Source organism: Cupriavidus sp. GW823-FHT07A04, from assembly GCF_058794615.1.
In genome coordinates this window covers 71,268-94,551 of record NZ_JBXAHA010000017.1, presented here as the reverse complement: position 1 = coordinate 94,551, position 23,284 = coordinate 71,268, and the positions used below count along the sequence as shown (strand labels likewise).

20 protein-coding genes are annotated in these 23,284 nt (G+C 67.8%); 8 read left to right on the top strand and 12 right to left on the bottom strand.

Annotation, left to right across the window (positions count from 1 at the left end):
- Positions 1-29: 29 nt before the first annotated feature.
- Positions 30-1,049 carry a putative 2-aminoethylphosphonate ABC transporter substrate-binding protein gene (locus tag AC1Q7Q_RS27510; RefSeq protein WP_492371949.1) on the top strand — a complete coding sequence of 340 codons (1,020 nt, stop codon included), beginning with the start codon at positions 30-32 and terminating at the stop codon, positions 1,047-1,049.
- Between the two features lie 320 nt (positions 1,050-1,369).
- Here AC1Q7Q_RS27510 and AC1Q7Q_RS27505 read toward each other — a convergent pair whose 3' ends face one another.
- Positions 1,370-1,687, bottom strand: a complete 318-nt coding sequence (locus AC1Q7Q_RS27505) for a PadR family transcriptional regulator (protein ID WP_150985106.1) — start codon at positions 1,685-1,687, stop codon at positions 1,370-1,372.
- Positions 1,688-2,040: 353 nt separating this feature from the next.
- Here AC1Q7Q_RS27505 and AC1Q7Q_RS27500 point away from each other — a divergent pair, with 353 nt between their 5' ends.
- Positions 2,041-2,967: a DMT family transporter gene (locus tag AC1Q7Q_RS27500; protein ID WP_492371950.1), complete on the top strand. Its 927-nt coding sequence runs from the start codon at positions 2,041-2,043 to the stop codon at positions 2,965-2,967.
- 62 nt (positions 2,968-3,029) lie between these two features.
- Here the strand turns inward: AC1Q7Q_RS27500 and AC1Q7Q_RS27495 are convergent, their stop codons facing one another.
- From AC1Q7Q_RS27495 to AC1Q7Q_RS27480, 4 genes are all read right to left on the bottom strand, one after another.
- Positions 3,030-3,827 (bottom strand): MipA/OmpV family protein, encoded by a 798-nt coding sequence (locus AC1Q7Q_RS27495; protein WP_492371951.1) that lies wholly within the window; start codon positions 3,825-3,827, stop codon positions 3,030-3,032.
- 161 nt (positions 3,828-3,988) lie between these two features.
- Positions 3,989-4,267 carry a hypothetical protein gene (locus tag AC1Q7Q_RS27490; protein WP_492375640.1) on the bottom strand — a complete coding sequence of 93 codons (279 nt, stop codon included), beginning with the start codon at positions 4,265-4,267 and terminating at the stop codon, positions 3,989-3,991.
- A gap of 92 nt (positions 4,268-4,359) precedes the next feature.
- Entirely contained in the window at positions 4,360-4,806 is a 447-nt protein-coding gene (fur, locus tag AC1Q7Q_RS27485; protein WP_492375639.1) for a ferric iron uptake transcriptional regulator, read from the bottom strand.
- 687 nt (positions 4,807-5,493) lie between these two features.
- Positions 5,494-7,050, bottom strand: a complete 1,557-nt coding sequence (locus tag AC1Q7Q_RS27480) for a methyl-accepting chemotaxis protein (RefSeq protein ID WP_492375638.1) — start codon at positions 7,048-7,050, stop codon at positions 5,494-5,496.
- A 398-nt stretch (positions 7,051-7,448) separates the two neighbouring features.
- Between AC1Q7Q_RS27480 and AC1Q7Q_RS27475 the strand changes: the two genes are divergently transcribed.
- The 5 genes from AC1Q7Q_RS27475 (at position 7,449) to AC1Q7Q_RS27455 (ending at position 12,395) form a co-directional block, all read left to right on the top strand.
- Entirely contained in the window at positions 7,449-8,084 is a 636-nt protein-coding gene (locus AC1Q7Q_RS27475; RefSeq protein ID WP_492375637.1) for a PepSY-associated TM helix domain-containing protein, read from the top strand.
- Positions 8,085-8,147: 63 nt separating this feature from the next.
- The gene (locus AC1Q7Q_RS27470) at positions 8,148-8,672 is read left to right on the top strand and encodes a DUF2271 domain-containing protein (RefSeq protein WP_150985118.1); all 525 of its coding nucleotides are present in this window, start codon (positions 8,148-8,150) and stop codon (positions 8,670-8,672) included.
- Between the two features lie 65 nt (positions 8,673-8,737).
- Positions 8,738-9,562 carry a DUF4198 domain-containing protein gene (locus AC1Q7Q_RS27465; protein WP_492375643.1) on the top strand — a complete coding sequence of 275 codons (825 nt, stop codon included), beginning with the start codon at positions 8,738-8,740 and terminating at the stop codon, positions 9,560-9,562.
- 125 nt (positions 9,563-9,687) lie between these two features.
- Complete coding sequence (locus AC1Q7Q_RS27460; RefSeq protein WP_492375636.1) at positions 9,688-10,695, top strand: FAD:protein FMN transferase; 1,008 nt, start codon at positions 9,688-9,690, stop codon at positions 10,693-10,695.
- 191 nt (positions 10,696-10,886) lie between these two features.
- Positions 10,887-12,395 (top strand): sulfite reductase subunit alpha, encoded by a 1,509-nt coding sequence (locus AC1Q7Q_RS27455; RefSeq protein WP_492375642.1) that lies wholly within the window; start codon positions 10,887-10,889, stop codon positions 12,393-12,395.
- Between the two features lie 17 nt (positions 12,396-12,412).
- Here the strand turns inward: AC1Q7Q_RS27455 and AC1Q7Q_RS27450 are convergent, their stop codons facing one another.
- From AC1Q7Q_RS27450 to AC1Q7Q_RS27420, 7 genes are all read right to left on the bottom strand, one after another.
- Complete coding sequence (locus AC1Q7Q_RS27450; protein ID WP_492375635.1) at positions 12,413-14,533, bottom strand: acetate--CoA ligase family protein; 2,121 nt, start codon at positions 14,531-14,533, stop codon at positions 12,413-12,415.
- Between the two features lie 61 nt (positions 14,534-14,594).
- Positions 14,595-15,593: a tripartite tricarboxylate transporter substrate binding protein gene (locus AC1Q7Q_RS27445; RefSeq protein ID WP_492375634.1), complete on the bottom strand. Its 999-nt coding sequence runs from the start codon at positions 15,591-15,593 to the stop codon at positions 14,595-14,597.
- Positions 15,594-15,661: 68 nt separating this feature from the next.
- Positions 15,662-16,021 carry a Zn-ribbon domain-containing OB-fold protein gene (locus AC1Q7Q_RS27440; protein WP_492375633.1) on the bottom strand — a complete coding sequence of 120 codons (360 nt, stop codon included), beginning with the start codon at positions 16,019-16,021 and terminating at the stop codon, positions 15,662-15,664.
- Between the two features lie 40 nt (positions 16,022-16,061).
- On the bottom strand, positions 16,062-17,204 hold the full coding sequence (locus AC1Q7Q_RS27435; RefSeq protein ID WP_492375632.1) for a thiolase family protein: 1,143 nt from the start codon (positions 17,202-17,204) through the stop codon (positions 16,062-16,064).
- A gap of 25 nt (positions 17,205-17,229) precedes the next feature.
- A complete protein-coding gene (locus AC1Q7Q_RS27430; protein ID WP_492375631.1) occupies positions 17,230-18,480 on the bottom strand; it encodes an ABC transporter substrate-binding protein in 1,251 nt (416 codons plus the stop codon).
- Positions 18,481-18,529: 49 nt separating this feature from the next.
- Entirely contained in the window at positions 18,530-19,585 is a 1,056-nt protein-coding gene (locus tag AC1Q7Q_RS27425) for a cyclase family protein (protein WP_492375630.1), read from the bottom strand.
- Between the two features lie 15 nt (positions 19,586-19,600).
- Positions 19,601-20,464, bottom strand: a complete 864-nt coding sequence (locus tag AC1Q7Q_RS27420; protein WP_492375629.1) for an IclR family transcriptional regulator — start codon at positions 20,462-20,464, stop codon at positions 19,601-19,603.
- 310 nt (positions 20,465-20,774) lie between these two features.
- Here AC1Q7Q_RS27420 and AC1Q7Q_RS27415 point away from each other — a divergent pair, with 310 nt between their 5' ends.
- On the top strand, positions 20,775-23,228 hold the full coding sequence (locus tag AC1Q7Q_RS27415; RefSeq protein ID WP_492375628.1) for a penicillin acylase family protein: 2,454 nt from the start codon (positions 20,775-20,777) through the stop codon (positions 23,226-23,228).
- Positions 23,229-23,284: the final 56 nt, after the last annotated feature.

Sequence of the window (23,284 nt, the reverse complement as noted above, 5' to 3'; positions counted from 1 at the left end):
CTTCACGACATGCCTTCCAAGGAGAAACCATGACTCACCTGTTCCGCACCGCCACCGCCGTGGCCGCCTTCGCGCTGCTGGCCGGCGCCGCCCATGCCAATACCGTGCTCACGGTTTACACCGCGCTGGAGGCTGACCAGATCGCCGCCTACAAGGCCGCGTTCGAGAAGGCCAACCCGGACATCGAGATCAAGTGGGTGCGCGATTCCACCGGCATCGTGACCGCCAAGCTGCTGGCCGAGAAGGCCGCGCCGCGCGCCGACGCGGTGTGGGGCCTGGCCGGTTCCAGCCTCGCCATCCTCGACAAGGAAGGCATGCTGCAGCCGTACGCGCCGAAGAACCTGGCGGCGGTGGACGCGCAATACCGCAGCGCCGCCAATCCGCCGGCATGGGTTGGCATGGACGTATGGGGCGCGGCAATCTGCTTTAACACCATCGAGGCGCAAAAGCAGGGCTTGCCCAAGCCCACGTCGTGGGCCGACCTGGCCAAGCCGGTATACGCGGGCAAGATCGTCATGCCGCATCCTGCGTCGTCGGGCACCGGCTACCTGGACGTGAGCGCCTGGCTGCAGATGATGGGCGAGCAAAAGGGCTGGTCCTACATGGACGCCCTGCACAAGAACATCGGCCTGTATACGCACTCCGGCTCCAAGCCCTGCAAGATGGCGGCGCAAGGCGAGTTCCCGATCGGCATCGCGTTTGAATACCGTGCGATGAAGTCCAAGAAGGAAGGCGCGCCGATCGACATCGTGCTGCCGTCCGAAGGGCTGGGCTGGGACATCGAGGCCACCGCGATCATCAAGGGCACCAAGAACCTGGATGCGGCGCGCAAGCTGGCCGACTTCTCCGCTTCGTCCGACGCCATGGCGCTGTACGAGAAGAACTTCGCGGTGCTGGCCATCCCGGGCATCGCCAAGCCGGATCCGCTGCTGCCGGCCGACTACGAGAAGCGCCTGATCAAGAATGACTTCACGTGGGCCAGCGCCAACCGGGACCGCATTCTCGCCGAGTGGAGCAAGCGCTACGAAGGCAAGGCCGAGAAGAAGTAAATCAGTAAAGAAGCAAAGAAGTAAAACCTGGCGATCAGCGTCAGCCGGTAAGCCCGGGCAAGCGGTGCGCAATCCAGCGCGTACGGCTTGCCCGGGCGCTTTCATTGATGCAAAGCATGGTGGTCCACGCAGAAACGGGTACGTTATTCGTCGCATGACGAGTTGCGGCAAAACGACCCCGTTTGGACGTTTTTGGTGGGCAGCGTGCGGGGGGATTGTGAGGAGAGGCGAGGGCGTGAGTGTGGACTCACGCTGCCCCGGCGCGAGCGCCGCCGGGGCGCTGCGCAAAAGCGGCCAAGCCTGGCCGCCCGTGCTGGCAATCAACCGTGGGACGCTTCCGAGGGATCGTTGCGCGAGTGCAGCCGGCGATACAAGTCGTCAACATGGCTGCGGCTGCTGCGCAGCTCTTCCCGGCCACGTTCCGTGATCAGGTAGACACGCCCGATGCCGTCACGCAGGACGCTTTCCATGTAGCCTTCCATCTGCAAGGCGCGCAGCAAGGGACGGACGGTGCCAATATCCACCTGGAACCCGTACTCCATCAGCATCTCGGCGAGCATGGCCACGGTGGCCGGCACCTCGACGGCAAATTGGAGGACGTAAATGCGGGCTAGCAAGCCAAGGAACTGTCGTTTCATGACGCTGCAAACGCGTCATCTCCCATTGCGGTTGACGTTGATTTATAGTTGTGAACCGTGCGCCGCAAAAAAAAGAAGCCGCCACGTAAGTGGCGGCTTGTCGGGAATGCGTCGGAGGGGTCAATTAACTCTGGCGCAGATCAGATTTTAAAATAACTAAACACGACTTGTCACGCAACTCATGTGACTGCCCCCTCGTCAGTAGGGTGTCAGTGTGGCGATTCCTCCAAAAAGCGCATTAAAGTGCACTTTTAAGCGGTAATCTGGGACAGGGAGATGTCCGAAACCAGCTTGCGGCCACACTGGCACCGGGGTTTAATCCGGGCACGCCATCCTCGTTTTCTCTCCCCACCATGAAACCCACCGACCTGATCCGCCTGCTCAGCCTTGCCGCCATCTGGGGCGCCAGTTTCCTGTTCCTGCGGATCAGCGCGCCGGTGCTTGGTCCCCTGACCGCCGCCTTTCTGCGGGTACTGATCGGGGCGCTGACGCTCGTGGCCTGCCTGGCGATGATGCGCGTGCGCTGGAACATGCGCGGCAAGTGGCGGCAGGTCATGGTGCTGGGCGTGATCAACTCCGGCATCCCATTCGCCATGTACTCGTTCGCCGCGCTGTGGCTACCGGCCGGCTACTCCGCCGTGTTCAACGCCATGACGCCGCTGATGGGCGTGTTGATCGGCGCGCTGTGCTTTAGCGAGCGCCTGACGCTGGCCAAGGCCGGCGGCGTCGTCCTCGGCGTTGCCGGTGTCGCGGTGCTGACCCGCACCGGGCCGGTAGCGTTCTCGCCCCAGGTGCTGCTCGGCGCCGCCGCCTGCCTGGTGGCGACCGCATGCTACGGTCTGGCGGGCTTCCTCGCGCGGCGCTGGATCACCGCGCAGGGCGGTCTGGACGCGCGCCTGGTGGCAACGGGCAGCATGGTTGGCGCCACCCTGTTCCTGCTGCCGTTCAGCGCGGTTGCACTGATGCGCGAAAACACGCTGCCGGCCGCCGGCCCAGGCGTTTGGATGGCGATGCTGGGGGTGGGGATGCTTTGCACGGCGATTGCGTACATCCTGTACTACCGGCTGATTGCCGACCTGGGCCCGGTTCGCTCGCTGACCGTGACCTTCCTGATCCCGCCGTTCGGCATCGTCTGGGGCGCCATCTTCCTTGGCGAGCAATTGTCGTGGGCACACGCCGCCGGCGGGGCGCTGATCGGGATGGCCGTCTGGCTGGTGCTGCGGCCCGCGGCCCCGGCTGCCAGCGCGAATGTGGTGGCGCCGGGGCCGGGCCGGCCCTGACGGCGAAAGGCTCGGCCATCCCGCTCATCTAGCCCATCTCGCGCTACCTGTGCTCCCCGCGCTTAGCGGAACCGGTAGGTCACGGCCCCCATGGTGGTCCATTGCTGGCGCCGCTCGGTGATCGGGCTGCTGGCCGCATCGCCCTGCAGCCGGGCAAAGGTCACGGAGGCCAGCGCGGACCAGTTGCGCGAGATCTCGTAGGTGACGATGCCATTCGCATGCCACTCGCGCAGGCCAGCACCCACGGCATGCGTCTGCAGGCCGGAACGCGCGCTTTGCTCCGCCGTGACGCCGAAGAACGTCTGCATGTACTTGCTGTTGGTCCAGGTCACCCCTGGCCCCAATGTGAATAGCCACTTACCGGCTGGCAGGCTGAACAGCACATCGCCATTCGCAATCAAGCCCTGGCCCTGGCCAGCGATATCCTGCGCCACATCCGCCGAGAACGTTACGAACGACACCTGCGCCTGCGCGAATGCGCGCGCCCGCATGGTCATGTTGACGTCGCCCAGGCCCCTGAGCCGGCTGTCATTCTTGCTTTTGCGCCAGGTCGGGTCGAACTGGAAGTCGGCGCCGATCTGCCAGATATCGTTGTTGACCGCGTAGACCCCTAGCAGGTCGAAGCCGCGCGAGAAGAAGCGGCCGCCGTAGTCGATGTCCTGGTAGATGATCGGATAAACAAGCGTGCTGCGGGAGCCGGGGAAATCCGGCGCGGCGTACACGCCCGGGCCGGCCGAGATCTTCCAGTTACTGGCGGGCGCGGTGGTGGCCGGCGCGTCAGGCGCTGCCCAGGCGGCTGTGGCGCCCAGGGTGAGGGCTAGAGCCAGAAGTGCGCGGCGGGGCGCGAAGGGGATGGGCATTTGGACGCGGAGCGGGTTTGAGTGGGGCCGCGCTGCGCGCGGGGGCTAGCGGGGGATTTTAACTGGAGGGGGAGGGGGTGGGGGGATTTGGCAGGGTGGAAAACGCTCACCCATGTGCCTGCACTCAAGTGCCACCTGCTTGTGTGAACTGTGCCGGGGGCTCAAGCCAGGCTCAAGCCCGGTTCGCCCATGTTCATCCGCTCCACATTGAAGCGCTCCCTGACCATCACGACTACCCGGCGTGCCAGTGGCAAGCTCCGCATCGCTTCTTCGTCGCTCGTCCCGGGGAAATCGACCTCCGCGCTCCAGTTGCACCCGGTGTGGTCCGGCCGGTGCACGCACACGGCGTGCAGCTGGCAGCCCTGGCAGCCGGGTTGCGCATGCAGGCAATCGTTCAGCAGGCGCTTGAGTTCGGTCAGGGGCTTGGTCTGGCGATCCATGATGGACTCCGGTTGCGCACCCGTGCCCGCGACGGGCGGGGACGGGCGAGGCCGTGGTTCCGACAATGGGGGGCGGTGGAACGAGGGCCGTATCAGTTGATGGATTTGTCGGCTCGGCATCCAGGGCAAAGGCCGTATAGCACCAGCATGTGCTCGCGCAGCACGAAGGCATTGGCGCTTGCCACTTCGCGCTGGCGGATTTCGATGGCTTCGTCGCGGAATTCTTCCACGCGGCCGCAGGCCACGCAGATCAGGTGGTCGTGGTGGCCACCTTCGTTGAGTTCGAACACTGCGTGATCGGCTTCGAAGCTGTGGCGCAGCAGGATGTTGGCCTGCACCAGCTGGCTGAGCACGCGGTAGATCGTCGACAAGCCGGCATCGACTTCCTGTGCCAGCAGGATGCGGTAGACGTCTTCGGCGCTGAGGTGGCGCCGTGGGCTGGCACGGAAAACTTCCAGCACGCGAACGCGCGGTGACGTTGCCTTGAGTCCGGCACGCTTGAGGTCAATGGGTTCGGTACTGTTGGGAGGCATCAGCATGCTGCGGCTTAGCGCCCGCACGGGGCGCATCAATCGGAAATGAAGGTGTCTGGGCCGGCTGCGCCATCACGCGCATTGGGCGGACGTTCGCGATTCCAACCGTAGGCGTGCAGCGGGCGGCGTCCTGCAAGGAAGGCCGCCCGCTGCTGCGAGCCGTGGCGCACGGCTCGCGGAATAAAAAAATGGCTTGGCTTGTCGGCCGAAGAGGCGATCGGGAAAGCGGGGTCTGGTTGCTTTCCCGATCCTCCGGTGACTGGCTACTGCCAAACGCTCCGCGGTACGGAGCGGTCCCCACAAAAGACGGTGATGGATGCCGCGTTGCGACATCTCAAAATTCTTGTTGCCGCGGACTTGCCGCTGGCCTTGCTGTGTTCTGGTGCCTGGCGCCAGGCCAAGCTTGTCTTGCTTCCTTGCTCGCCTGCGTCAGTCAGTGAGGCAATAGTAAATGGGAATTAATCTCATTACAAGGAAAATTTTCAACTTATTTCGGAAGGGCTTTGCGGATGGCGCGGCCACCAGTTGCGCGCAAGCGCGGGAGGAAACGCAGGGAGGAGCGCGGAAAAAGAAAACGTGCGCCGGGCAAGCGGGGAAAGTCCCCGGCGCACGCGAAGCGCGCAGTCAAGCGCGCGATGGCGGCGCCCGGCATGCCGAGCCCGGGGCGCCGCTGGTTACCGCCCTATGCGGATCTCACGCGCCCGCCAGCCGGAACGTGCCAACGGCGCGGTGCAGCGCATCGGCCTGGTCTTCGAGGGAGGCGGCCGCGGCGGCTGCCTGCTCCACCAGCGCGGCGTTCTGCTGCGCCATCTGGTCCATCTGCGTCACGGCCTGGTTGACCTGCTCGATGCCGCCGGTCTGCTCTTCGGTGGCGGCGCGCATCTCGCCCATCAGGTCGGTCACGCGCTTGACCGCTTCCACGATCTCGTCCATCGCTTGCCCGGCGGTTTCCACCAGCGCCGAGCCATCATCCACCCGCTGCGCGGAGTTGCCGATCAAGGCCTTGATCTCCTTGGCGGCGGTAGCGCTGCGCTGCGCCAGGCTGCGTACCTCGCCGGCCACCACCGCGAAGCCGCGGCCCTGGTCGCCCGCGCGGGCGGCTTCCACCGCCGCGTTGAGCGCCAGGATATTGGTCTGGAAGGCGATGCCTTCGATTACGCCGATGATGTCGACCACCTTGCCCGAGGCGGCCTTGATCTCGCCCATGGTGTTGACCACCTTGCCCACGATGACGCCGCCGCGCACCGCGATCTCCGATGCGCCCTCGGCCAGGCGGCTGGCCTGGCGCGCGTTGTCGGCGCTCTGGCGCACGGTGCCGGTGAGCTGCTCCATGCTGGCCGCCGTTTGCTCCAGCGACGCCGCTTGCTCTTCGCTGCGGCGCGACAGGTCGGCGTTGCCGGTGGCGATCTCCCTGGCCGCTCCGGCGATCGAATCCGCCGAGCCGCGGATGCTGCCGATGGCGCCGGTCAGGCGGGTTTGCATCTGCTGCATGGCGAACAGCACGCTGTGGTTGTCACCGGGCGCGGTGTGCACTTCGCTGGCCAGGTCGCCTTCGGCGATGCGCGCGGCGATGCGCGAAGTCAGCGCCGGCTCTCCGCCCAGCTGTTTATGCAGGCCGTTGGCGATGCGCAGCACCACCACAGTCATCACCGTGCCGATGCCCAGCAGCAAGGCCAGCGACTTGAGCAGCGCCTGGCGGAACGCCGCGTCGATATCGTCCAGGTAGACCCCGGCGATGAAGTTCCAGTCCCACGGCTTGAAGTTCGCCACGTAGCTCAGCTTGGGCTGCGGCGCCTCGGCGCCAGGCTTGGCCCACAGGTACTGCACGTAACCCTGTCCCGCGCCTTTGCCGATCGCGGCAATATCGCGGAACAGATAAGTGCCCTTCGGGTCCTTGGTGTCTTCCATGTTCTTGCCGTTCATCTCCGGTTTGAACGGATGCATCACCACAACCGCGTTGGAATGCATCAGGGTGAAGTAGCCGTCCTCGCCAAAGCGGATGGCGCGCACGCGCTCCAGGGCCTGCTGCTTGGCCTCTTCCATCGGCATCTTGCCGCTGCGCCCCAGTGCCTCGTACGACTGGACCATGGACAGCGCGGTTTCGGTGACGTGCGCCAGGTCGAGCTTTCTCTCCGCCAGGCGCAGTTCGCGCATCTGCCAGGCGTCCCATAGCGTCAGCCCGAGCAGGCAGACCCAGCTCAGCAGCAATGGCAACAGCAATTTTTTCCTCAGGCTCAGGCGCTCCAGCATTCTCTCTCCCCTTTTTCTAGCTATGGATTTACGGCACTGCTGAGGCGATAACGGCGGCCCGGAGGACAAACTTGACGACCGCTCGCTAGGGGATTTCCTCAGGTGCAGCAAGGCTCGCAGGGGAATTTGGCAGTGGCATGCACGCAACCGCACAAATGATCTTTTGGCTGCGGATGACGCTGCACTTTAAGGGGCGTTCCGAGTGTGGAGCGTGTAATGGAACGTAATGCCTGATCGCCAGCGCAAGCATTGCGATTTCAAATGAGAACCATTATCCTTTCGCTTTACTTGCCTGGGCCGTCACCTGGCACGGGGCGCGGCACCTTCGCGCGGACGCGGCAAGCTGACCAGTGAGGCACCGGAGAAGCAGGTTGCCGGGCGCCGGAAGATCAACAAATATGACTGAAACATCGCTAGCGGCAGGCCAGCAGCGCCGGGCATTCTGGCTCAAACACCTGCATCAGTGGCACTGGATCAGTTCGGCAATGTGCCTGATCGGCATGCTGCTATTTGCCGTCACCGGCTTCACGCTCAACCACGCTGGCCAGATCGAGGCTCGCCCGCAAGTGGTCACACGCACGGCGAGCGCGCCGGCCAGCCTCACGGCGGCCTTGCGCCGGGCCACGCACGCAGACAAGGGCCCGGTGCCAGCGGCGCTGGCCAACTGGCTGTCGCAGGAACTCGATATCAACGCCCATGGCCGTGAAGCCGAGTGGCAGGCCGATGAGATCTATGTCGCATTGCCGCGCCCGGGTGGCGATGCCTGGGTCAGCGTGGCACTGGACAGCGGCGATGTGCAGTACGAGAAGACCACGCGGGGCTGGATCTCCTACCTGAACGACCTGCACAAGGGCCGCAACACCGGCCGCGCATGGAGCCTGTTCCTGGATGTGTTCGCCGCAGCCTGCCTGATCTTCAGCGTGACCGGCTTGTTCCTGCTCAAGCTGCACGCCGGAGGCCGCATGGCGACCTGGCCGCTGGTCGGGCTGGGCGTGGTGGTGCCGCTGCTGCTGGCGCTGCTGTTCATCCACTAACGATCACTAGCGATTACTAACGATCACCTGATCCCATTTACCGTTCAAAGACGAGGTCCCGTTATGCGCCGATTGCTTACCGTCACCCTTACCGGCCTGGCCGCGGCTCCATTCGCCAGCCCGGCCGTGGCGGCCGAAATGAACGTCAAGGTAGAGATCCCGCGCCTGAACGTCGCGGAATACCACCGGCCCTATGTCTCGATGTGGATCGAGCGCGCCGACCAGAGCCCGGCCGCCACGCTGGCCGTCTGGTATGACGTCAAGCACAAGGACGGCGAAGGCACCAAGTGGCTCAAGGACATGCGCCAGTGGTGGCGCAAGGCCGGGCGCGACATGCAGATGCCCGCCGACGGCATCTCCGGCGCCACGCGCGCAGCCGGAGAGCACACGCTCACTTTCACGGATGCCAAGGCGCCGCTGGGCAAGCTGCCCGCCGGCGAGTATCAGCTCGTCGTGGAGGCCGCCCGCGAGGTCGGCGGCCGCGAACTGCTGCGCGTGCCCTTTGCCTGGCCGCCGAAGGCAGCCGCTTCGGCCAAGGCCAAGGGTGAGCATGAGCTTGGCGGCGTCTCGGTCGACCTGAAGCCCTGAAGCCCTGAGCCCCGAACCGATCAACCAGCCCTGCATTCAATAGCAAGAGGAATAGGAGCATGACGATGAAGACCTTCGCCACCAAACTGTCCGTCCAGGCCGCCGCGCTGGCCTTGGCCGCGCTGATGCCGCTGGCCGCCCACGCACACCGCCAGTGGCTGCTGCCGTCGGCGACCGTGCTGTCGGGCAGCGACCCGTGGGTGACCGTCGACGCCGCCGTGTCGAACGACCTGTTCTACTTCGAGCACGTGCCGCTGCGCCTCGATAACCTCGCCGTGACCGCGCCGGACGGCGCCGCGGCCAAGGTCGAGAACGCCAGCACCGGCCGCTATCGCAGCACCTTCGACGTTCACCTGACCCAGCCCGGCACCTACAAGGTGGCCATGGTCAACCACGGCCTGTTTGCCAGCTACAAGGTGGACGGCCAGGCCAAGCGCTGGCGCGGTTCGCCCGAGGCCTTCGCCAAGGAGGTGCCGGCCGGCGCGCAGGACCTGCAGGTGACGCAGGCCGACAGCCGCCTGGAAGCCTTCGTGACGGCGGGCAAGCCCACCGCCAAGGTGCTGCAGACCACTGGCCGGGGCCTGGAGCTGGCGCCCGTGACCCACCCGAACGACCTGGTCGCCGGCGACGCCGCCAGCTTCCGCCTGTTGCTGGACGGCAAGCCCGCCGCCAACGTCAAGGTAGCCGTGGTGCCGGGCGGTATCCGCTATCGCGACCAGTTGCAGGAAATGGCGTTCACCACCGACGTCGACGGCAAGTTCAGCGTCAAGTGGCCGGCCCCGGGCATGTACTGGCTGGAAGCCGAGGTGCGCGACGACAAGGTTGCCGTCAAGGAAGCCAAGACGCGCCGCGCCAGCTATGCGGCCACGGTGGAAGTGCTGCCGCAGTAAGCGCAATGCCACGCCGGCAGGCGGCGGGGGGCGTGAGTCCCGTCGCCTGCGCAAGCCCTAAGCCCCCAGCGGGCTTTTTGCGTTTTCGTCATTTCCGTCTCCTGTCCGTCTCCCGTCCGTCTCATATGCAGCGTGTCCTGGTTCCCCTTTCGCTTGGTGCCGTTCCGCCCGTGCCTGCCGCGGCGTCACGCCTGTGCTGGCGGCAAGGCGAGACCATGGGCACCACATGGTCGGTGGCGTGGGCCGCATCGCCCGTGGCAGTCGATCAAGACACGCTCGACGCCGGCATCCGCGCCGTGCTGGCCGAGGTCGTCGCGCAGATGAGCAACTGGGACGAAGCCTCGGACGTGAGCCGCTTCAACCGCGCCGCGGCCGGCAGCTGGCAGGTGCTGCCAGCCGACTGCTTCACCGTGCTGAAGGCGGCGCTGCAAGTGGCGCGCGACAGTGGCGGCGCCTTTGACCCCAGCGCGGGGCCGCTGGTCGACCTGTGGGGCTTCGGCCCGGCGCCGCAGCGTGCCCAAGCGCCCGCGCTGGCGGCGCTGGAGCAGGCGCGCGCGCAATGCGCATGGCAGCGCATCGCCATCGACGAGGCCGGTAGCCGCGTGCAGCAGCCCGGCGGCATCCGGCTGGATTTCTGTGCCATCGCCAAGGGCTTTGGCGTGGATGCGGTGTCGCGCTACCTGAGCGGGCAGGGCATCGACAACCACCTGGTGGAAATCGGCGGCGAGCTGCGCGGCCATGGCGTCAAGCCCGACGGCATGCCGTGGTGGGTCGCGCTGGAAACGCCGCCGGGCGGTGGCGCGGCGGGGCACGAGACGCTGGTCGCGCTGCATGGCTTGTCGGTGGCCACCTCGGGCGACTACCGGCGTTACTTCGATAGTGGCGGTCGCCGCTATGCGCACACGCTGGACCCGCGCACGGGCTACCCGGCCAGCCACGCGCTGGCCTCCGTCACGGTGCTGCACCCGCAATGCATGATGGCCGATGCGCTGTCCACCGCGCTGACCGTGCTGGGCCCCGAGGCGGGCATGGTATTCGCCTGCCGTCATGCGCTGGCCGCGCGCTTCCTGATCCGCCGCAGCGACGGCTTCGACGAACGCTTGTCGCCGGCCTTCGAGGCCATGCTGTCATGACCACGCCTGATACCGCCTCCTCCCTGCCTATGGACCCGCCGGCCGCGGCTAGCTCGCGCCGGCAGGGCCACGAAGGCCATGCCGGCAATTCCCGCAAGCGCTTCCGCGTCATCGACGCCGTGATCCTGCTGGGCGCGCTGGCTGGCGTGGCCGGCACCGCTCTGGGCTTTCTCGCACCCAGCCGCGCGGGCATGGCCGCCGGCGTGGTAATAGCCTATGCCGGGTTCTGTGCCGCCGTGATCGGCCGGCATCGCCGGCGGCGTCCGCGCGCCGGCCAGCTATCGGAAGCCAAGGACGGCGCCACGGTCGTGGCCTACGCGAGCCAGAGCGGCTTTGCCGAGCAGCTTGCGCTGCAGACCGCGCAGGCGCTGCAGGATGCCGGCGTGCCCGCGCAGTTGCTATCGTTCGACCAGCTGGTGGCCGGGCGTCTTGCCCATTGCCGTCAGGCGCTGTTCGTGGTCAGTACCACGGGCGAGGGCGATGCGCCAGACAGCGCCTCGGGCTTTGCACGCCGCCTGACGGCCGCCGCCGGCGCAGGTGGCCTGCGCGCGCTGCGCTACGGCATCCTCGCGCTTGGCGACCGCAGCTACGCGAACTACTGCGCCTTCGGCCACGCGCTGTCGGCATGGATGCAGCGCCAGCATGCGCAGGCGCTCTTCGACATGGTGGAAGTGGACAACGGCGATGCCGGGGCCCTGCGCCACTGGCAGAACCATCTCAGCGCGCTCGCTGGCGGCGCCGAAATCGCTGATTGGGAAAAGCCCCGCTACGCCGACTGGCGCCTGCACGAGCGCAGGCTGCTCAATCCCGGCAGCCCGGGCGCACCGGCCTTCCACCTTGCGCTGGTGCCTGCCGTTGCCGAAGGCTCGCTGTCGTGGCAGGCCGGCGACATCGCCGAGATCGGCCCGTGTCTTGCGCCGTCCGAGGTGGCGCGTGTGCTGGCAAAGCTCTCGCTGGACGGCGACACCGCTGTGCGCTGCGATGGCGCATCCACCACGCTGGCGCAGGCGCTCGCCACGCGCATCGTCCTGCCCGATCCGCATCTGGCAGCACTGGCCGGCGTCACGCCGCAACGGCTGGTGGATACGCTGCCGCTGTTGCCGCACCGCGAGTATTCGATTGCCTCGCTGCCGGGCGACGGGCAACTGGATTTGCTGGTGCGCCAGACGCGCCATGACGATGGCCGGCTCGGCCTGGCATCCGGCTGGCTCACCGCGCATGCGGAGCCAGGCGCGGGCATCGCCCTGCGCATCCGCACCAATCGCGGCTTTCATCCGCCTGCGGATGATCGCCCGCTGATCCTGATCGGCAACGGCACCGGCCTGGCCGGCCTGCGCGCGCACCTGAAAGCCCGCGCCGCGGCCGGGCATCATCGCAACTGGCTGCTGTTTGGTGAGCGCACCGCGGAGCACGACGCGTTCCACCACTCTGAGCTCACCGCATGGCAGGCCAATGGCGTGCTGCAGCGGCTGGACCTGGTCTACTCGCGCGATGGCGGCTCGCTCCATTACGTGCAGGACGCCGTGCGCGCATCGGCCGACGCATTGCGAGAATGGATCGAAGCTGGCGCGGCCATCTACGTTTGCGGCAGCCTCAAAGGCATGGCCGGTGGCGTCAACGCGGCGCTGTCGGAGGTGCTGGGCGAAGAAGCCCTGCTGCGCCTTGGTGAGCAGGGCCGGTATCGGCGCGATGTCTACTGAGCCTGGCTGGAAAGCGATCAGGCTGGCGTAGCGTCCCCTGCCACCTCCATCAGCGCATCCACCACCACCGCCCCGCCCGCACTCACCATCACCGGGTTGAGGTCAATCGAGCGGATTGCACCGTTGGCGTCAAGCATCAGCTGGCCCACGCGCACGGCGATCCGGCATAGCGCCGCCACATCGACAGCCGGCTCGCCGCGCACGCCCGCCAGCAGTGGCGCAATGCGCAGGCCGGCCACGGCGCGCGCCACCGCGGCCTCGCTGCACGGCGCCAGCAGCACGGCCGTGTCGCGCAGCACCTCCACATATTTGCCGCCGTCTCCCACCAGCACCACCGGCCCGAACACCGGGTCCCAGTGCGCGCCCACCATGCATTCGCGCTGGCCGCGTTCCATGCGCGCCACCACCACGCCCTCGCAGGCCGCGCCGAGCTTGTCCAGGATGTCGGTCTGCGTGAGGAAGGCCTGCGCCACGGCGTGTTCATCGTTGCAGTTCAACGCGACAAGGCCGTGCTCGCTCTTGTGCGGCACTTGCGGCGAGCTGGCCTTGACTGCGACGGGCCCTTTCAACTCGCGCCATGCCGCGACCGCTTCATCCACGCTCTGGCACAGCTTGTGCGCTACCACCGGGATGCCGGCCAACGCCAGGCGGGCGAGGCTCGCCGCCTCGCTCAGCGTGTGGCCGGTAGCGCTCGACGCAGCGCCTGCTGCATCGCTTGCCGCGGGCCGATGCGCGGCGACGGCCGTGTCTTGCGCGGCCACATCGCGCAGTTGCTGCTGGTGCGTGACCAGTTGCGCGAACGCAGCCAGCGCCTCGGCGCCGCTGGCATAGGTGGGCACGTTGGCCGCGCGGAACGCAGCTGCCACCGGCGCCTGCCAGGCCGCCACGGCAATCGGCTTGCCGGCGCTGTCTGCAAAGCTGGCGGCGTCGCGTGCAAAGCGCGGCAGGTCGTAGCCCATGCCCGCCACCGGGATATCGAGCAGCAGCAGGTCGGCGGCCGGGTCGGCGGCCACCACCGGCAGCACGTCGCCAAACAGCCCGCTGTTGGTCAGCAGCGCGGCGGTGACATCGACCGGGTTTGCGGTTGAGGCGAATCCGGGCAGGCGCTGCGCCAGCGCCGCTTGCGTGGCCTGCGACAGCGGCGCCAGCGCAAGCCCGAGCGGCTCCGCCGCGTCGGCCGCCATCACGCAGCTCGCGCCGGAATTGCTCACCACCACCAGTTGCCGCCCGCTGGCCTGCCAGCCGCGCAGGTAAAGCGGTGCACAGCGCGCCAGCGCGTGCGCATCATCCACGCGGCAGATGCCGTGCCGCGCCAGGAAGGCACCCACCGCGCGGTCTTCATTGGCAATGGCGCCGGTGTGCGACGCTGCCGCGCGCTGGCCCGCGCTGGAGCGGCCCGCCTTGACGGCAACGATGGGCACGCCACGGCGGCGCGCCACTGCGGCGGCTCGCGCAAGCATGGCCGGATCGGTCAGGCTCTCCAGGTACAGCAGGATCAGTTGCACATCGGGATCGTGCGCCACGGCCAGCGCCAGCTCGCTCACTGTGATGTCGGCTTCGTTGCCGGTGGCGTGCATATGGCGCACGCCGATGCCCTGGCCGCGCAGCAGGCCGTAGACCATGGCGCTGACGCCGCCGCTCTGGCTCACCACCGCCACCGGGCCATCCTGCGGCGGCACTTCGATAAACATGGTGGAGAAGCTGGCAATGGTGCCGGTGCCGAAGTTGGCCAGGCCCTGGCTGTTCGGGCCAACCAGGCGCAGCCCCGCGCCGGCGGCAATCCGCACCATCTCGTCCTGCTGGCTGCGGCCTTCCTCGCCGGCTTCACCGAAGCCCGAGGCGATCACGATCGCGGCCGCCACACCCAGCCGCGCGCAATCGCGCACCGCCGACACGGCTGCGTCGCCGCCCACCACGATGATGGCCAGCTCCGGCACCTCGGGCAGCGCATCGAGCGAGGCAAAGGCGGGCAGGCCCTGGATGGTGTCGCGCTGCGGGTTCACCGGGAAGAGCTTGCCGGCGTAGCCATGCTCGCGCATGTAGTAGATGGGCCGGCCACCGATCTTGTGGATATGGTCGGAGGCGCCGATCACCGCGATCGAGCGAGGCGCCAGCAAGGCTTGCAAGGTCTGGTTCATGATGAGTGCGATCCGGAATCAAAGGCCGGCATGTCCGGCTTCAGGGAACAGCGTGAATGGCTCAATCGATGGTGGCGCCGGAGGCCTTGACCACCTTGCCCCATTTGTCGATCTCCCGGGTCAGGAACTGCGCCGTGGCGCCAGGTGCCGTCCATTCCGCGGCGAAGCCCTGCGTAGCGAACTTGGCGCGTACATCCTCCTGTTCAAGCACGGTCTTCAGCGCGCTGCTCAAGGTGGCGATCACGGCCTGTGGTGTCGCCGCCGGCGCGAGCAGAGCGTTCCACGCGGTGGCTTCGTAGCCGGGCAGGCCAGCCTGCGCCATGGTGGGCACATCGGGCGCGGCGGGCGAGCGGGCCGCGCCGGTGATCGCCAGCGCGCGCAGCCGGCCCTCGCGCACGAAGGGCATGGCGGAGAGCATGGTGTCGAACATCACTGTGGCCTGCCCGCCCATCACATCGGTGAGCGCGGGCGCGCTGCCTTTGTACGGCACGTGGGTCATGTGCGTGCCCGCCATGCTGTTGAACAGTTCGGCGGCGAGGTGCGTGGACTGGCCGTTGCCGGAGCTGGCAAAGCTGACTTGTCCCGGCTTGGCCTTGGCCAGCGCGATCAGCTCCGCGACATTGGCCGCCGGTGTGGCGGGCGCCGTGACCAGCACCAGCGGGCCGCGCGTCAGCAGCGAGACCGGGGCGAAGTCCTTCTGCGTGTTGTAGCCGGGCTTGGTGAACAGCGCGATGTTGATGGCGTGCGCCGTGGTCGCCACCAGCAGCGTGTAGCCATCCGGCGCGGCCTTCGCGGTGGCCTCGGCACCGATATTTCCGCCCGCGCCGGGCCGGTTCTCGATCACCACGGGCTGCTTGAGCTGCTCCGACAATTTCTGCCCGACCACGCGCGCCACGATGTCGGTGGGGCCGCCGGGCGGGTAAGGCACAACCAGCCGCACCGGACGCGTTGGCCAGTCCTGCGCGCGTGCGCCGGGCGCGGCCAGCAGCACGGCGGTCATTGCCATCGCGCCCACCAGCAAGGCGCGCGCGGGCCGCCGAAGCGGCAAGGTTCGGACCATGTCGGTCTCCAGGGTGTCGATGTATGTTGCTGTGTCGTGCTGCGTCGTGCTACGCCGGGCCATGCGGCTTACTCGCGCTGGAAACGCAGCAGCGTGCGCTCGCCATGGCGCATGAACCCCGCGCGCACGCGCTCGCCGATCGTCACGCCGGGCTCGGCATGCCCCATCACGCGCGGGCCTTCGTCAAGCGTGGCCAGCACCAGCGTGTAAGGCGCCAGCGCGCGGAAATCCTCGGTGGGCGCGCGCGCGACTTCGGTGACGCTGTGCACGGTAGCGCGGCCCGTGGCGTCGCGCCACGCCAGCCGCGTGCTGCCGCAAGCGCGGCATGCATGGCGCTGCAGCGGTTGCCACGCGGCGCAGTCCTCGCACGCCTGATAGCGCACCACGCCCGCGTCGAGGCCGGCTTGATAGGGATGGTCATTGCTCATGGCGATGTCCTTGGCGAAGCGGTGGGTATTGCAAGCGTTCTCATGCCGCCTCCAGCACCAGGCTGACATGCGAAGACAGCACCCCGCCATCCGCGTGAAACAGCGCGCGCTTGCGCGGCGGCAACTGGCGCGCGCCAGCCTTGCCCGCAAGCTGCCGCGTGGCTTCCGCCAGATGCATCAGCCCGCCGGCCACGCCCGAGTGCCCGAAGGCAAGCAGGCCGCCGTGCGTGTTGAGCGGCAGCGCGCCGTCGCGCGCAAAGTCGCCTGCCGCAAGCCGCTGCGGCGAGCCGCCGCGCGGGGCTATGCCAAGCTCTTCCAGCAGCATGGCCAGCGTGATCGTGAACGAGTCGTAGATCGCCAGGTAGTCGATCTGCCCGATCGTGTTGCCCGCTTGCGCGAGCGCGCGCCGCGCGGCGTCTGCAGCGCCGGTAGCCAGCACGCTGTCGAGCGCGCACAGATGCTGGTGGCGATGTGCCTGCCCCGCGCCCGTGATGCGCACGGGTGTGCCGCCACCCGGCTCGGCGGACACCACCAGCGCCACCGCGCCATCGGAGATCGGGCAGCAGTCCGACAGCCGCAGCGGCGTGGCGATGGGCTTGGCGGCGCGTGCCGCATCCAGCGTGAGCGGCTCACGCAGGTGCGCATCGGGGTGCCCCGCCGCGTGCTCGCGCATCAGCACCGCGAAGCCGCTGAGAGCGTCGGCGTGCATGCCGGTCTCGGCCAGATAGCGCGAGGCCAGCAGCGCGTAGTAAGCCGGCACGGAAGCGCCGTTGGGCACTTCCATGTCCGGCTCGCCAACCTGGGCCAGCGTCTGGATGGACTGGTCACGGCTCTGGCCGGAGAGGCGGTTCTCGCCGGCTACCACCAGCACGTTGCGGCAGCGCCCTGCGCCCACCAGCTCGCGCGCCAGCATGGCCATCACGCCGCCGGTGGCGCCGCCGGAGGCCACGCCGTGCGCGTAGGCCGGATCGAGCGAGGCGTACTCGCAAAAGCGCGTGGCCAGCATCAGGTGCGGCAGCGTGGTGGCGTAGCCGCACAGCACGCCGTCGATGTCGGCGCGGGCCAGGCCCGCGTCGGCCAGCGCGGCGTCGGTGGCCTGCGCCATCAGCGTCAGCGGCGTGCTGCCCTCGACGCGGCCAAAGCGCGTATTGCCCGCGCCGCGCAGGTAAGCTGCGTGTGGCATGTCGTCTCGCTTCACCGTCACCGCTTCACCGTTTCAGCAGCGGGCACTGCGACTTGGCCACCGGCATGAAGGCCTGGTCGCCTGGCACCGTGGCCAGCAGCTTGTAGTAGTCCCATGGGTACTTCGATTCCGCCGGCGTCTTGACCTCGAACAGGTACATGTCGTGGATCATGCGGCCGTCTTCGCGGATACGGCCGTTCTTGGCGAAGAAGTCGTTGATCGGCATCGCCTTCATCTGCTTCATGACGGCAGCGGTTTCGTCGGTGCCCGCGGCCTGGATCGCCTTGAGGTAATGCATCACCGACGAATAGGTGCCGGCCTGGCTCATGTTCGGCATCTTCTTGAGCTTCTCGAAGTACCGGCGCGACCACGCGCGCGTGGCGTCGTTCATGTCCCAGTAGAAGCCCTCGGTCAGCAGCAGCCCGGATGCGGTCTTCAGGCCGATGGCGTGGATGTCGTTGATGTACAGCAGCAGCCCCGCCATGCGCTGGTTGCCACCTTTGGTCAGGCCGAATTCGCTGGCCGCCTTGATGGCGTTGACGGCATCGCCGCCGGCATTGGCCAGGCCCACCACCTGCGCCTTGCTGGCCTGCGCCTGCAGCAGGTAGGAAGCAAAATCGCTGGCGCCAATGGGATGGCGCGCCGCGCCGAGCACCTTGCCGCCGGTCTCGTTGATCACGGCGGTGGCGGACTCCTGCAGCGTGTGGCCGAAGGCGTAGTCGGCGGTCAGGAAGAACCATGTCTTGCCGCCGCGCTGCACTACCGCGCGCGCTGTGGAATTGGCCAGCGCGTAGGTGTCATAGGCGTAATGCACCGAAACCGGCGTGCACAGGTCGTTGGTGATGCGCTCGGTGCCGGGGCCGGAGAACACCACGATCTTGTTCTTCTGCTTGGCGACCTCCAGCACCGCCAGCGCCGGTGCCGAGGCGGCCACGTCCAGGATGGCGTCGACGTGGCCCGTATCGAACCACTCGCGCGCCTTGCTGGCGGCGATGTCGGCCTTGTTCTGGTGATCGGCCACCACCAGCTCGATCTTCTTGCCCAGCACCTTGCCGCCAAAATCGTCGATGGCCATCTGCGCGGCGGTGGCGCTGCCGCGCCCGGTCACGTCGGCGTACAGGCCGCTCATGTCGAGGATCAGGCCGATCTTGACCTCGTCATCGGAAATGCCGGCCTTGGCCGGCTGCGCATTGGCCTGTCCTGCGCCGCACAGCAACGCGGCGGCGATGGCGAGCGCGCCCAGCGGGCGGCGCAGCAGCGATTGGTTTCGGTTCATGGTGGTCTCCTCCAGCTTTGGTCTTGTTGACTTGCTTTCTTGTGGGTGCCTAGACGGTAGCGATCGGCGTGGTGGGCGAGCCCACCGCGCCCGGCAGCCGCAGCGGCGGCGCGGTCAGCATGAAGCGCGAGCGCTGGTTGGCGCGCAGCCACTGCGCGAGCTCCTTCAGGTACCAGAGTTCGCCCAGCGGCAGGCCGAGCTTGAACAGGCAGTGATGGTGCAGCGGCAGCAGCGGATGATTCGGCTGGTCGGCCGGCGCGGGCCGCGCCGGATAGCGCTCCACCGCGTAGTTGTCGGCGATCAGCGCGGCGATGCCCGCATCGGTGATCCAGTTCAGCAGGCGGTCGTCGCGGCCGTCCAGCGCGCAACAGCTGTGATGCAGCACGGCTTCATCCGGCTCGCGCTGCATCGACAGCACCACTTCGGCAAAGCCCGTGCGCAGCAACAGCATGTCGCCGGGTTCCACCTCCACCCGGTCGGCCTCCAGCACGTGCATCAGGTCGTCGTAGCCCACGTTGCGCAAATCCTGGCCAAACGCATTGGCCAGGTCCACCAGCACGCCGCGCCCCTGCATGCCCTTGACGGCGAAGTTCTCGATGCCGAGCGCGCGCGCCTCGCTGTGGTCGTGGCCGCAGGCGTGCGCGGCAAAATGATCGTCCTCCGCGTAGTCCACCGGGCCCACGATGTGCTCGTTGGCCCGGTAGCCGTTGTAGTAGACCCGCTCCGGGCGGCCATCGCCATCCGCATCGAACAGCGCGCCCACGTGGGCGAGCGAGTCCCACTGCGTGGAGTACTGCAGCGACAGCAGCACCTGGTCGTCGCTGATCACGTCGGTGGCGCTTGGGTCGACCTTGGCCAGCGGGAAGTTCACATAGGGTATGTCGTCGCGGAAGGTGGGGCGCAGCACTGGCGGATGGCGGCGCGGGTTGAGCTTGTTGCCGCCGGGATAATCCAGCGGCAGCGACAGGCAGAACGACAGCCCGGCCTGTATCTCGCGCGCGCCCTTGCGCACCTGCTCTGCGCCGATCAGGTTGACGCGGCCAAGCTGGTCGTCGGGGCCGAAGTCGCCCCAGTTGGAACCTTGCGGTCGTTGCTTCCAGCGCATGCTGTCTGTCTCCGGTTACAGGTCGGTCGTGATGGTTCGCCGCGTCTTGCGCGCAGTCGGGGTCTTGGTCGTTGGCGTGGCGCTGGCCATGGTGGCGTTGCGCCGGCGTGCCGCCGCCGAGTTGGGCGCCGGCGGTGTCCAGGCAGCGCAAACGGTTTCGGCTTCGCGGCGCAGCGCGCGCGCGAGCGCCGGCTCGCGCTCACTGATGCGCTCATTGAGCGCGGCAATGCTGATGGCGCCAAGCGGGTAGCCATCCGGGTCCGGCAGCGCGATGGCGATGCCGCCCATGCGTTCCACCACCACATCCAGCAGCACCGCGTAGCCGCGCGCGCGGGTGGCCTCCACCTCGCGCAGCAGCATCGCCGCGCTGATGCGCGGATAGCGCTTGAGCGCGGGTGCGATGGCGTGCAAGGTGGCTTCCACCTCCGCATCGGGCAGTGCCGCCAGCAGCGCCAGGCTGCCCGCGCCGACCCCAAGCGGGCGCCGGCTGCCCACGTCAAGGTAGTTGGCGCGGATCGGGAAAGTGCCGGGGCGCAGTTCCAGGCAGACGGATTCCCAGCCGCTTGGCACTGACAGGATGGTGGTGTCCTCGAAGGCTTGGGCAAGCCGGATCAGCGCCGGCCGCACGCTGGCGCGCGGGTCGATGCGGCGCACGCTGGCCGCGCGCAGCGCCAGCCATTCGGGGCCCAGCGTGAACGCCTTGGTGTCGGGGTCACGCTCGATAAAGCCTTCGGCCGCCAGCGTGTCCAGCAGGCGCAGCGCCGAGGCCTTGTCGACGCCGGCCGCCACGGCCAGGTCGGTCAGGCGCGTATTGCGCGCGTCCGACAGCACGCGCAGCAGCCTGCAGGCCTTCTGGAGGGAGGTAGTCGGTACCGTCACGCGAGCGCACTCCGGAGTCGGCCGGTTTCGAAGAGTGAAACCGGTTTTGGGGTTATAGGCTTCCACGTGTGCCCCGTCATTCTGCACTGCATCAAAGTTTTGCCCGATGAAATTCATGGAAAGCCGCGCCAGTTGGGTGTTCGCGGCGGTTCCCGGAGCGTGAGCCGGGTTGCAATCCGGCAAAAATGGGCAGCCCGATTAGGCTCGCCCGCGCGACTTCCGCTATCCTTGGCGGCGATTCGCCGCGCCAGCACGGCTCGCGACACCCGATTTTTACCTGATGCGATCCCCACGTCCCCAAGGAAACACCATGGTTTGCCGAGCCCGCCGCCTTGCCGCGCTGCTCATCCTGAGCACTGCCGCCGCCCAGGCCGTGCCACCGGCCGCCACAACCGCAGCAACCGCCGCGGCCCCCGCCAACGAACGCTTCCAGGTGGCGGGCCTGGAGAAGCCCGCCAGCATCCTGATCGACCGCTGGGGCGTGCCGCATATCTACGCCAACACGCTCTACGACGCCTTCTATGTACAAGGCTTCATGGCCGCGCGCGACCGCCTGTGGCAGATCGACTTGTGGCGCAAGCGTGGCCTGGGCGAGATGGCCAAGGACTTTGGGCCGGCCTATGTAGAAGGGGACCGCATGGCGCGCGCCGTGCTGTTCCGCGGCGACATGTACCGCGAGTGGCTGGCCTATGGCTCGGATGCCAAGCGCGTGGCGGAGGCGTTCGTGGCCGGCGTGAACGCCTATGTGGCGCAGACGGAGAGCAGGCCGGACTTGCTGCCGCCGGAGTTTCGCGTGCTGAACTACAAGCCCGCGCGCTGGCGTGCGGAAGATATCGTGCGCATCCGCCATCACGGGCTCACGCTCAATTTCATGGGCGAGGTCAATCGCGCGCAGGTCTACTGCCAGGTCAAGCCCGACGCCGCCCGCACCGACTGGGTGCAGCGCGAGCTGGATCCGCCGATCCAGCCCAAGCTGCCGGACGGCCTCGACCCCTGCGCGCTGCCGACCGTGGAGCTGCGCCGCGCCTATGAACTCGCCACCGCCGCGCCGCGCTTTCCGAAAGAGTGGTGGGCTTCGGCCAAGGCGGAGGGCATCCCGCACGAAGCGTTGTATGCGGTGCTTGACACCAACAGCGACACCGCGCGCAGCCTCGGCTCCAACAACTGGGTGATCTCGGGCTCGCGCACCAGCACCGGCCGGCCCATCCTTGCCAATGACCCGCACCGCGCGCACGGCGCGCCCAGCCTGCGCTACATCAGCCACCTGAACGCGCCGGGGATGTCGGTGATCGGAGCCGGGGAGCCGTTCCTGCCGGGGATCTCGATCGGGCACAACGACAACATTGGTTTTGGACTGACCCGCTTCTATATGGACCAGGAGGATCTCTACGTCTACGAGACCAACCCGGCGCAGCCGCATGAATACAAGTACCGCGGCCGTTGGGAACCGATGGAAACCGTGACTGAGGAGATCGCTGTCAAGGGCGAAGCCGCGCCGCGCAAGATCAGCCTGGAATTCACCCGCCACGGCCCGGTGCTGGTCACCGATGCCAAGGGCAATCGCGCCTACGCGCTGCGCGCGGCCTGGCTGGATCTGGGCATGGCGCCGTACTTCGGCTCCATGGACTACATGCGCTCCCAGAACTGGGACCAGTTCCGCGCCGCGATGAACCGCTGGGGCGCCCCGGGCGAGAACCAGGTCTACGCCGACCGCGAAGGCAACATTGGCTGGATCCCCGGCGGCCTGACCGTCATCCGCCCCAACTGGGATGGCCTCACGCCAGTGCCGGGCGACGGCCGCTACGAGTGGGCGGGCTACCGCAACATGGACGAGCTGCCGTGGGCCTACAACCCGGCCGCCGGCTATGTGGTGACCGCCAACGAGAACAACATCCCGCCCAACCACCCTGCAGCCAAGATGGGCGTGGGCTACGAATGGAGCGACACGGCGCGCGCGCGGCGGCTCAAGAGCCTGGTGGCGGCGAACCCGCATTCCTCGGTGGCGGACAGCATGGCGTGGCAGAACGACACCACCTCGCTGCCGGCGCTGCGCGCGGTAGCGTTGCTGGCCAACGTACGCACCGAGGACGCCCAGGCGCGGCGGGGACTCGACCTGCTGCGCGGCTGGGACGGCAACGAGCGCGCCGACAGCGCGCCGGCGGCGTTGTTCGAAGTCTGGTTCAGCAAGTACCTGCGCCCGGCGGTGGTGCGCGCGGCGCTGTCGCCGGAAGGCGCCAAGCTTGCGGGCTACGGCGACGCCAGCCGCGTGCTGGCGGTGCTGGAAAAGCCCGAGCCGTGGATGCCGGTGGAGCGCCGCAACGAAGTCATCGTGGCCTCGCTCAAGAGCGCCATGGCGGAGGTGGAGCGCAAGCTCGGCCCGGACCCCAAAGCCTGGCAATGGGGCAGGCTGCACACCGCGGTGTTCAATCATCCGCTCGACCCGCTGCTGGACAACGCGGCGCGCCAGCGCTACGACGTCAACGCCGGGCCGATCGGCGGGTCTTCCTTCACGCCGATGAACACGAGCTACCGCAACAGCGACTACCAGCTCACCGCGGGCGCGTCGTTCCGCATGGTGCTGGACGTGGGCAACTGGGATGCCTCGCGCGTGGTCAACGCACCCGGGCAATCCGGCAATCCCACCAGCCCGCACTATCGCGATCTGGCGCAGATGTGGGCCAGGGGCGATTACTTCCCGCTGCTCTACACGCGCAAGGCGGTGGAGAAGGAGACGCGGGAGAAGGTGGAACTGGTGCCGCAGTAAGCCCGCGACGGGCTCGTTCAGCTCGGGCCTGGCTGCAGGCATGTGGCGCGCCGGCC

What these genes read in the sequence shown, in the direction of transcription:
- AC1Q7Q_RS27460 (WP_492375636.1), top strand. Translation starts at nt 9,688, where the DNA reads ATGCAGCGTGTCCTGGTTCCCCTTTCGCTTGGTGCCGTTCCGCCCGTG.
- AC1Q7Q_RS27500 (WP_492371950.1), top strand. Translation starts at nt 2,041, where the DNA reads ATGAAACCCACCGACCTGATCCGCCTGCTCAGCCTTGCCGCCATCTGG.
- AC1Q7Q_RS27475 (WP_492375637.1), top strand. Translation starts at nt 7,449, where the DNA reads ATGACTGAAACATCGCTAGCGGCAGGCCAGCAGCGCCGGGCATTCTGG.
- AC1Q7Q_RS27455 (WP_492375642.1), top strand. Translation starts at nt 10,887, where the DNA reads ATGGCCGCCGGCGTGGTAATAGCCTATGCCGGGTTCTGTGCCGCCGTG.
- AC1Q7Q_RS27490 (WP_492375640.1), bottom strand. Translation starts at nt 4,267, where the DNA reads ATGGATCGCCAGACCAAGCCCCTGACCGAACTCAAGCGCCTGCTGAAC.
- AC1Q7Q_RS27510 (WP_492371949.1), top strand. Translation starts at nt 30, where the DNA reads ATGACTCACCTGTTCCGCACCGCCACCGCCGTGGCCGCCTTCGCGCTG.
- AC1Q7Q_RS27465 (WP_492375643.1), top strand. Translation starts at nt 8,738, where the DNA reads ATGAAGACCTTCGCCACCAAACTGTCCGTCCAGGCCGCCGCGCTGGCC.
- AC1Q7Q_RS27435 (WP_492375632.1), bottom strand. Translation starts at nt 17,204, where the DNA reads ATGCCACACGCAGCTTACCTGCGCGGCGCGGGCAATACGCGCTTTGGC.
- AC1Q7Q_RS27450 (WP_492375635.1), bottom strand. Translation starts at nt 14,533, where the DNA reads ATGAACCAGACCTTGCAAGCCTTGCTGGCGCCTCGCTCGATCGCGGTG.
- AC1Q7Q_RS27440 (WP_492375633.1), bottom strand. Translation starts at nt 16,021, where the DNA reads ATGAGCAATGACCATCCCTATCAAGCCGGCCTCGACGCGGGCGTGGTG.
- AC1Q7Q_RS27470 (WP_150985118.1), top strand. Translation starts at nt 8,148, where the DNA reads ATGCGCCGATTGCTTACCGTCACCCTTACCGGCCTGGCCGCGGCTCCA.
- AC1Q7Q_RS27480 (WP_492375638.1), bottom strand. Translation starts at nt 7,050, where the DNA reads ATGCTGGAGCGCCTGAGCCTGAGGAAAAAATTGCTGTTGCCATTGCTG.
- AC1Q7Q_RS27425 (WP_492375630.1), bottom strand. Translation starts at nt 19,585, where the DNA reads ATGCGCTGGAAGCAACGACCGCAAGGTTCCAACTGGGGCGACTTCGGC.
- AC1Q7Q_RS27505 (WP_150985106.1), bottom strand. Translation starts at nt 1,687, where the DNA reads ATGAAACGACAGTTCCTTGGCTTGCTAGCCCGCATTTACGTCCTCCAA.
- AC1Q7Q_RS27495 (WP_492371951.1), bottom strand. Translation starts at nt 3,827, where the DNA reads ATGCCCATCCCCTTCGCGCCCCGCCGCGCACTTCTGGCTCTAGCCCTC.
- AC1Q7Q_RS27445 (WP_492375634.1), bottom strand. Translation starts at nt 15,593, where the DNA reads ATGGTCCGAACCTTGCCGCTTCGGCGGCCCGCGCGCGCCTTGCTGGTG.
- AC1Q7Q_RS27415 (WP_492375628.1), top strand. Translation starts at nt 20,775, where the DNA reads ATGGTTTGCCGAGCCCGCCGCCTTGCCGCGCTGCTCATCCTGAGCACT.
- fur (WP_492375639.1), bottom strand. Translation starts at nt 4,806, where the DNA reads ATGCTGATGCCTCCCAACAGTACCGAACCCATTGACCTCAAGCGTGCC.
- AC1Q7Q_RS27430 (WP_492375631.1), bottom strand. Translation starts at nt 18,480, where the DNA reads ATGAACCGAAACCAATCGCTGCTGCGCCGCCCGCTGGGCGCGCTCGCC.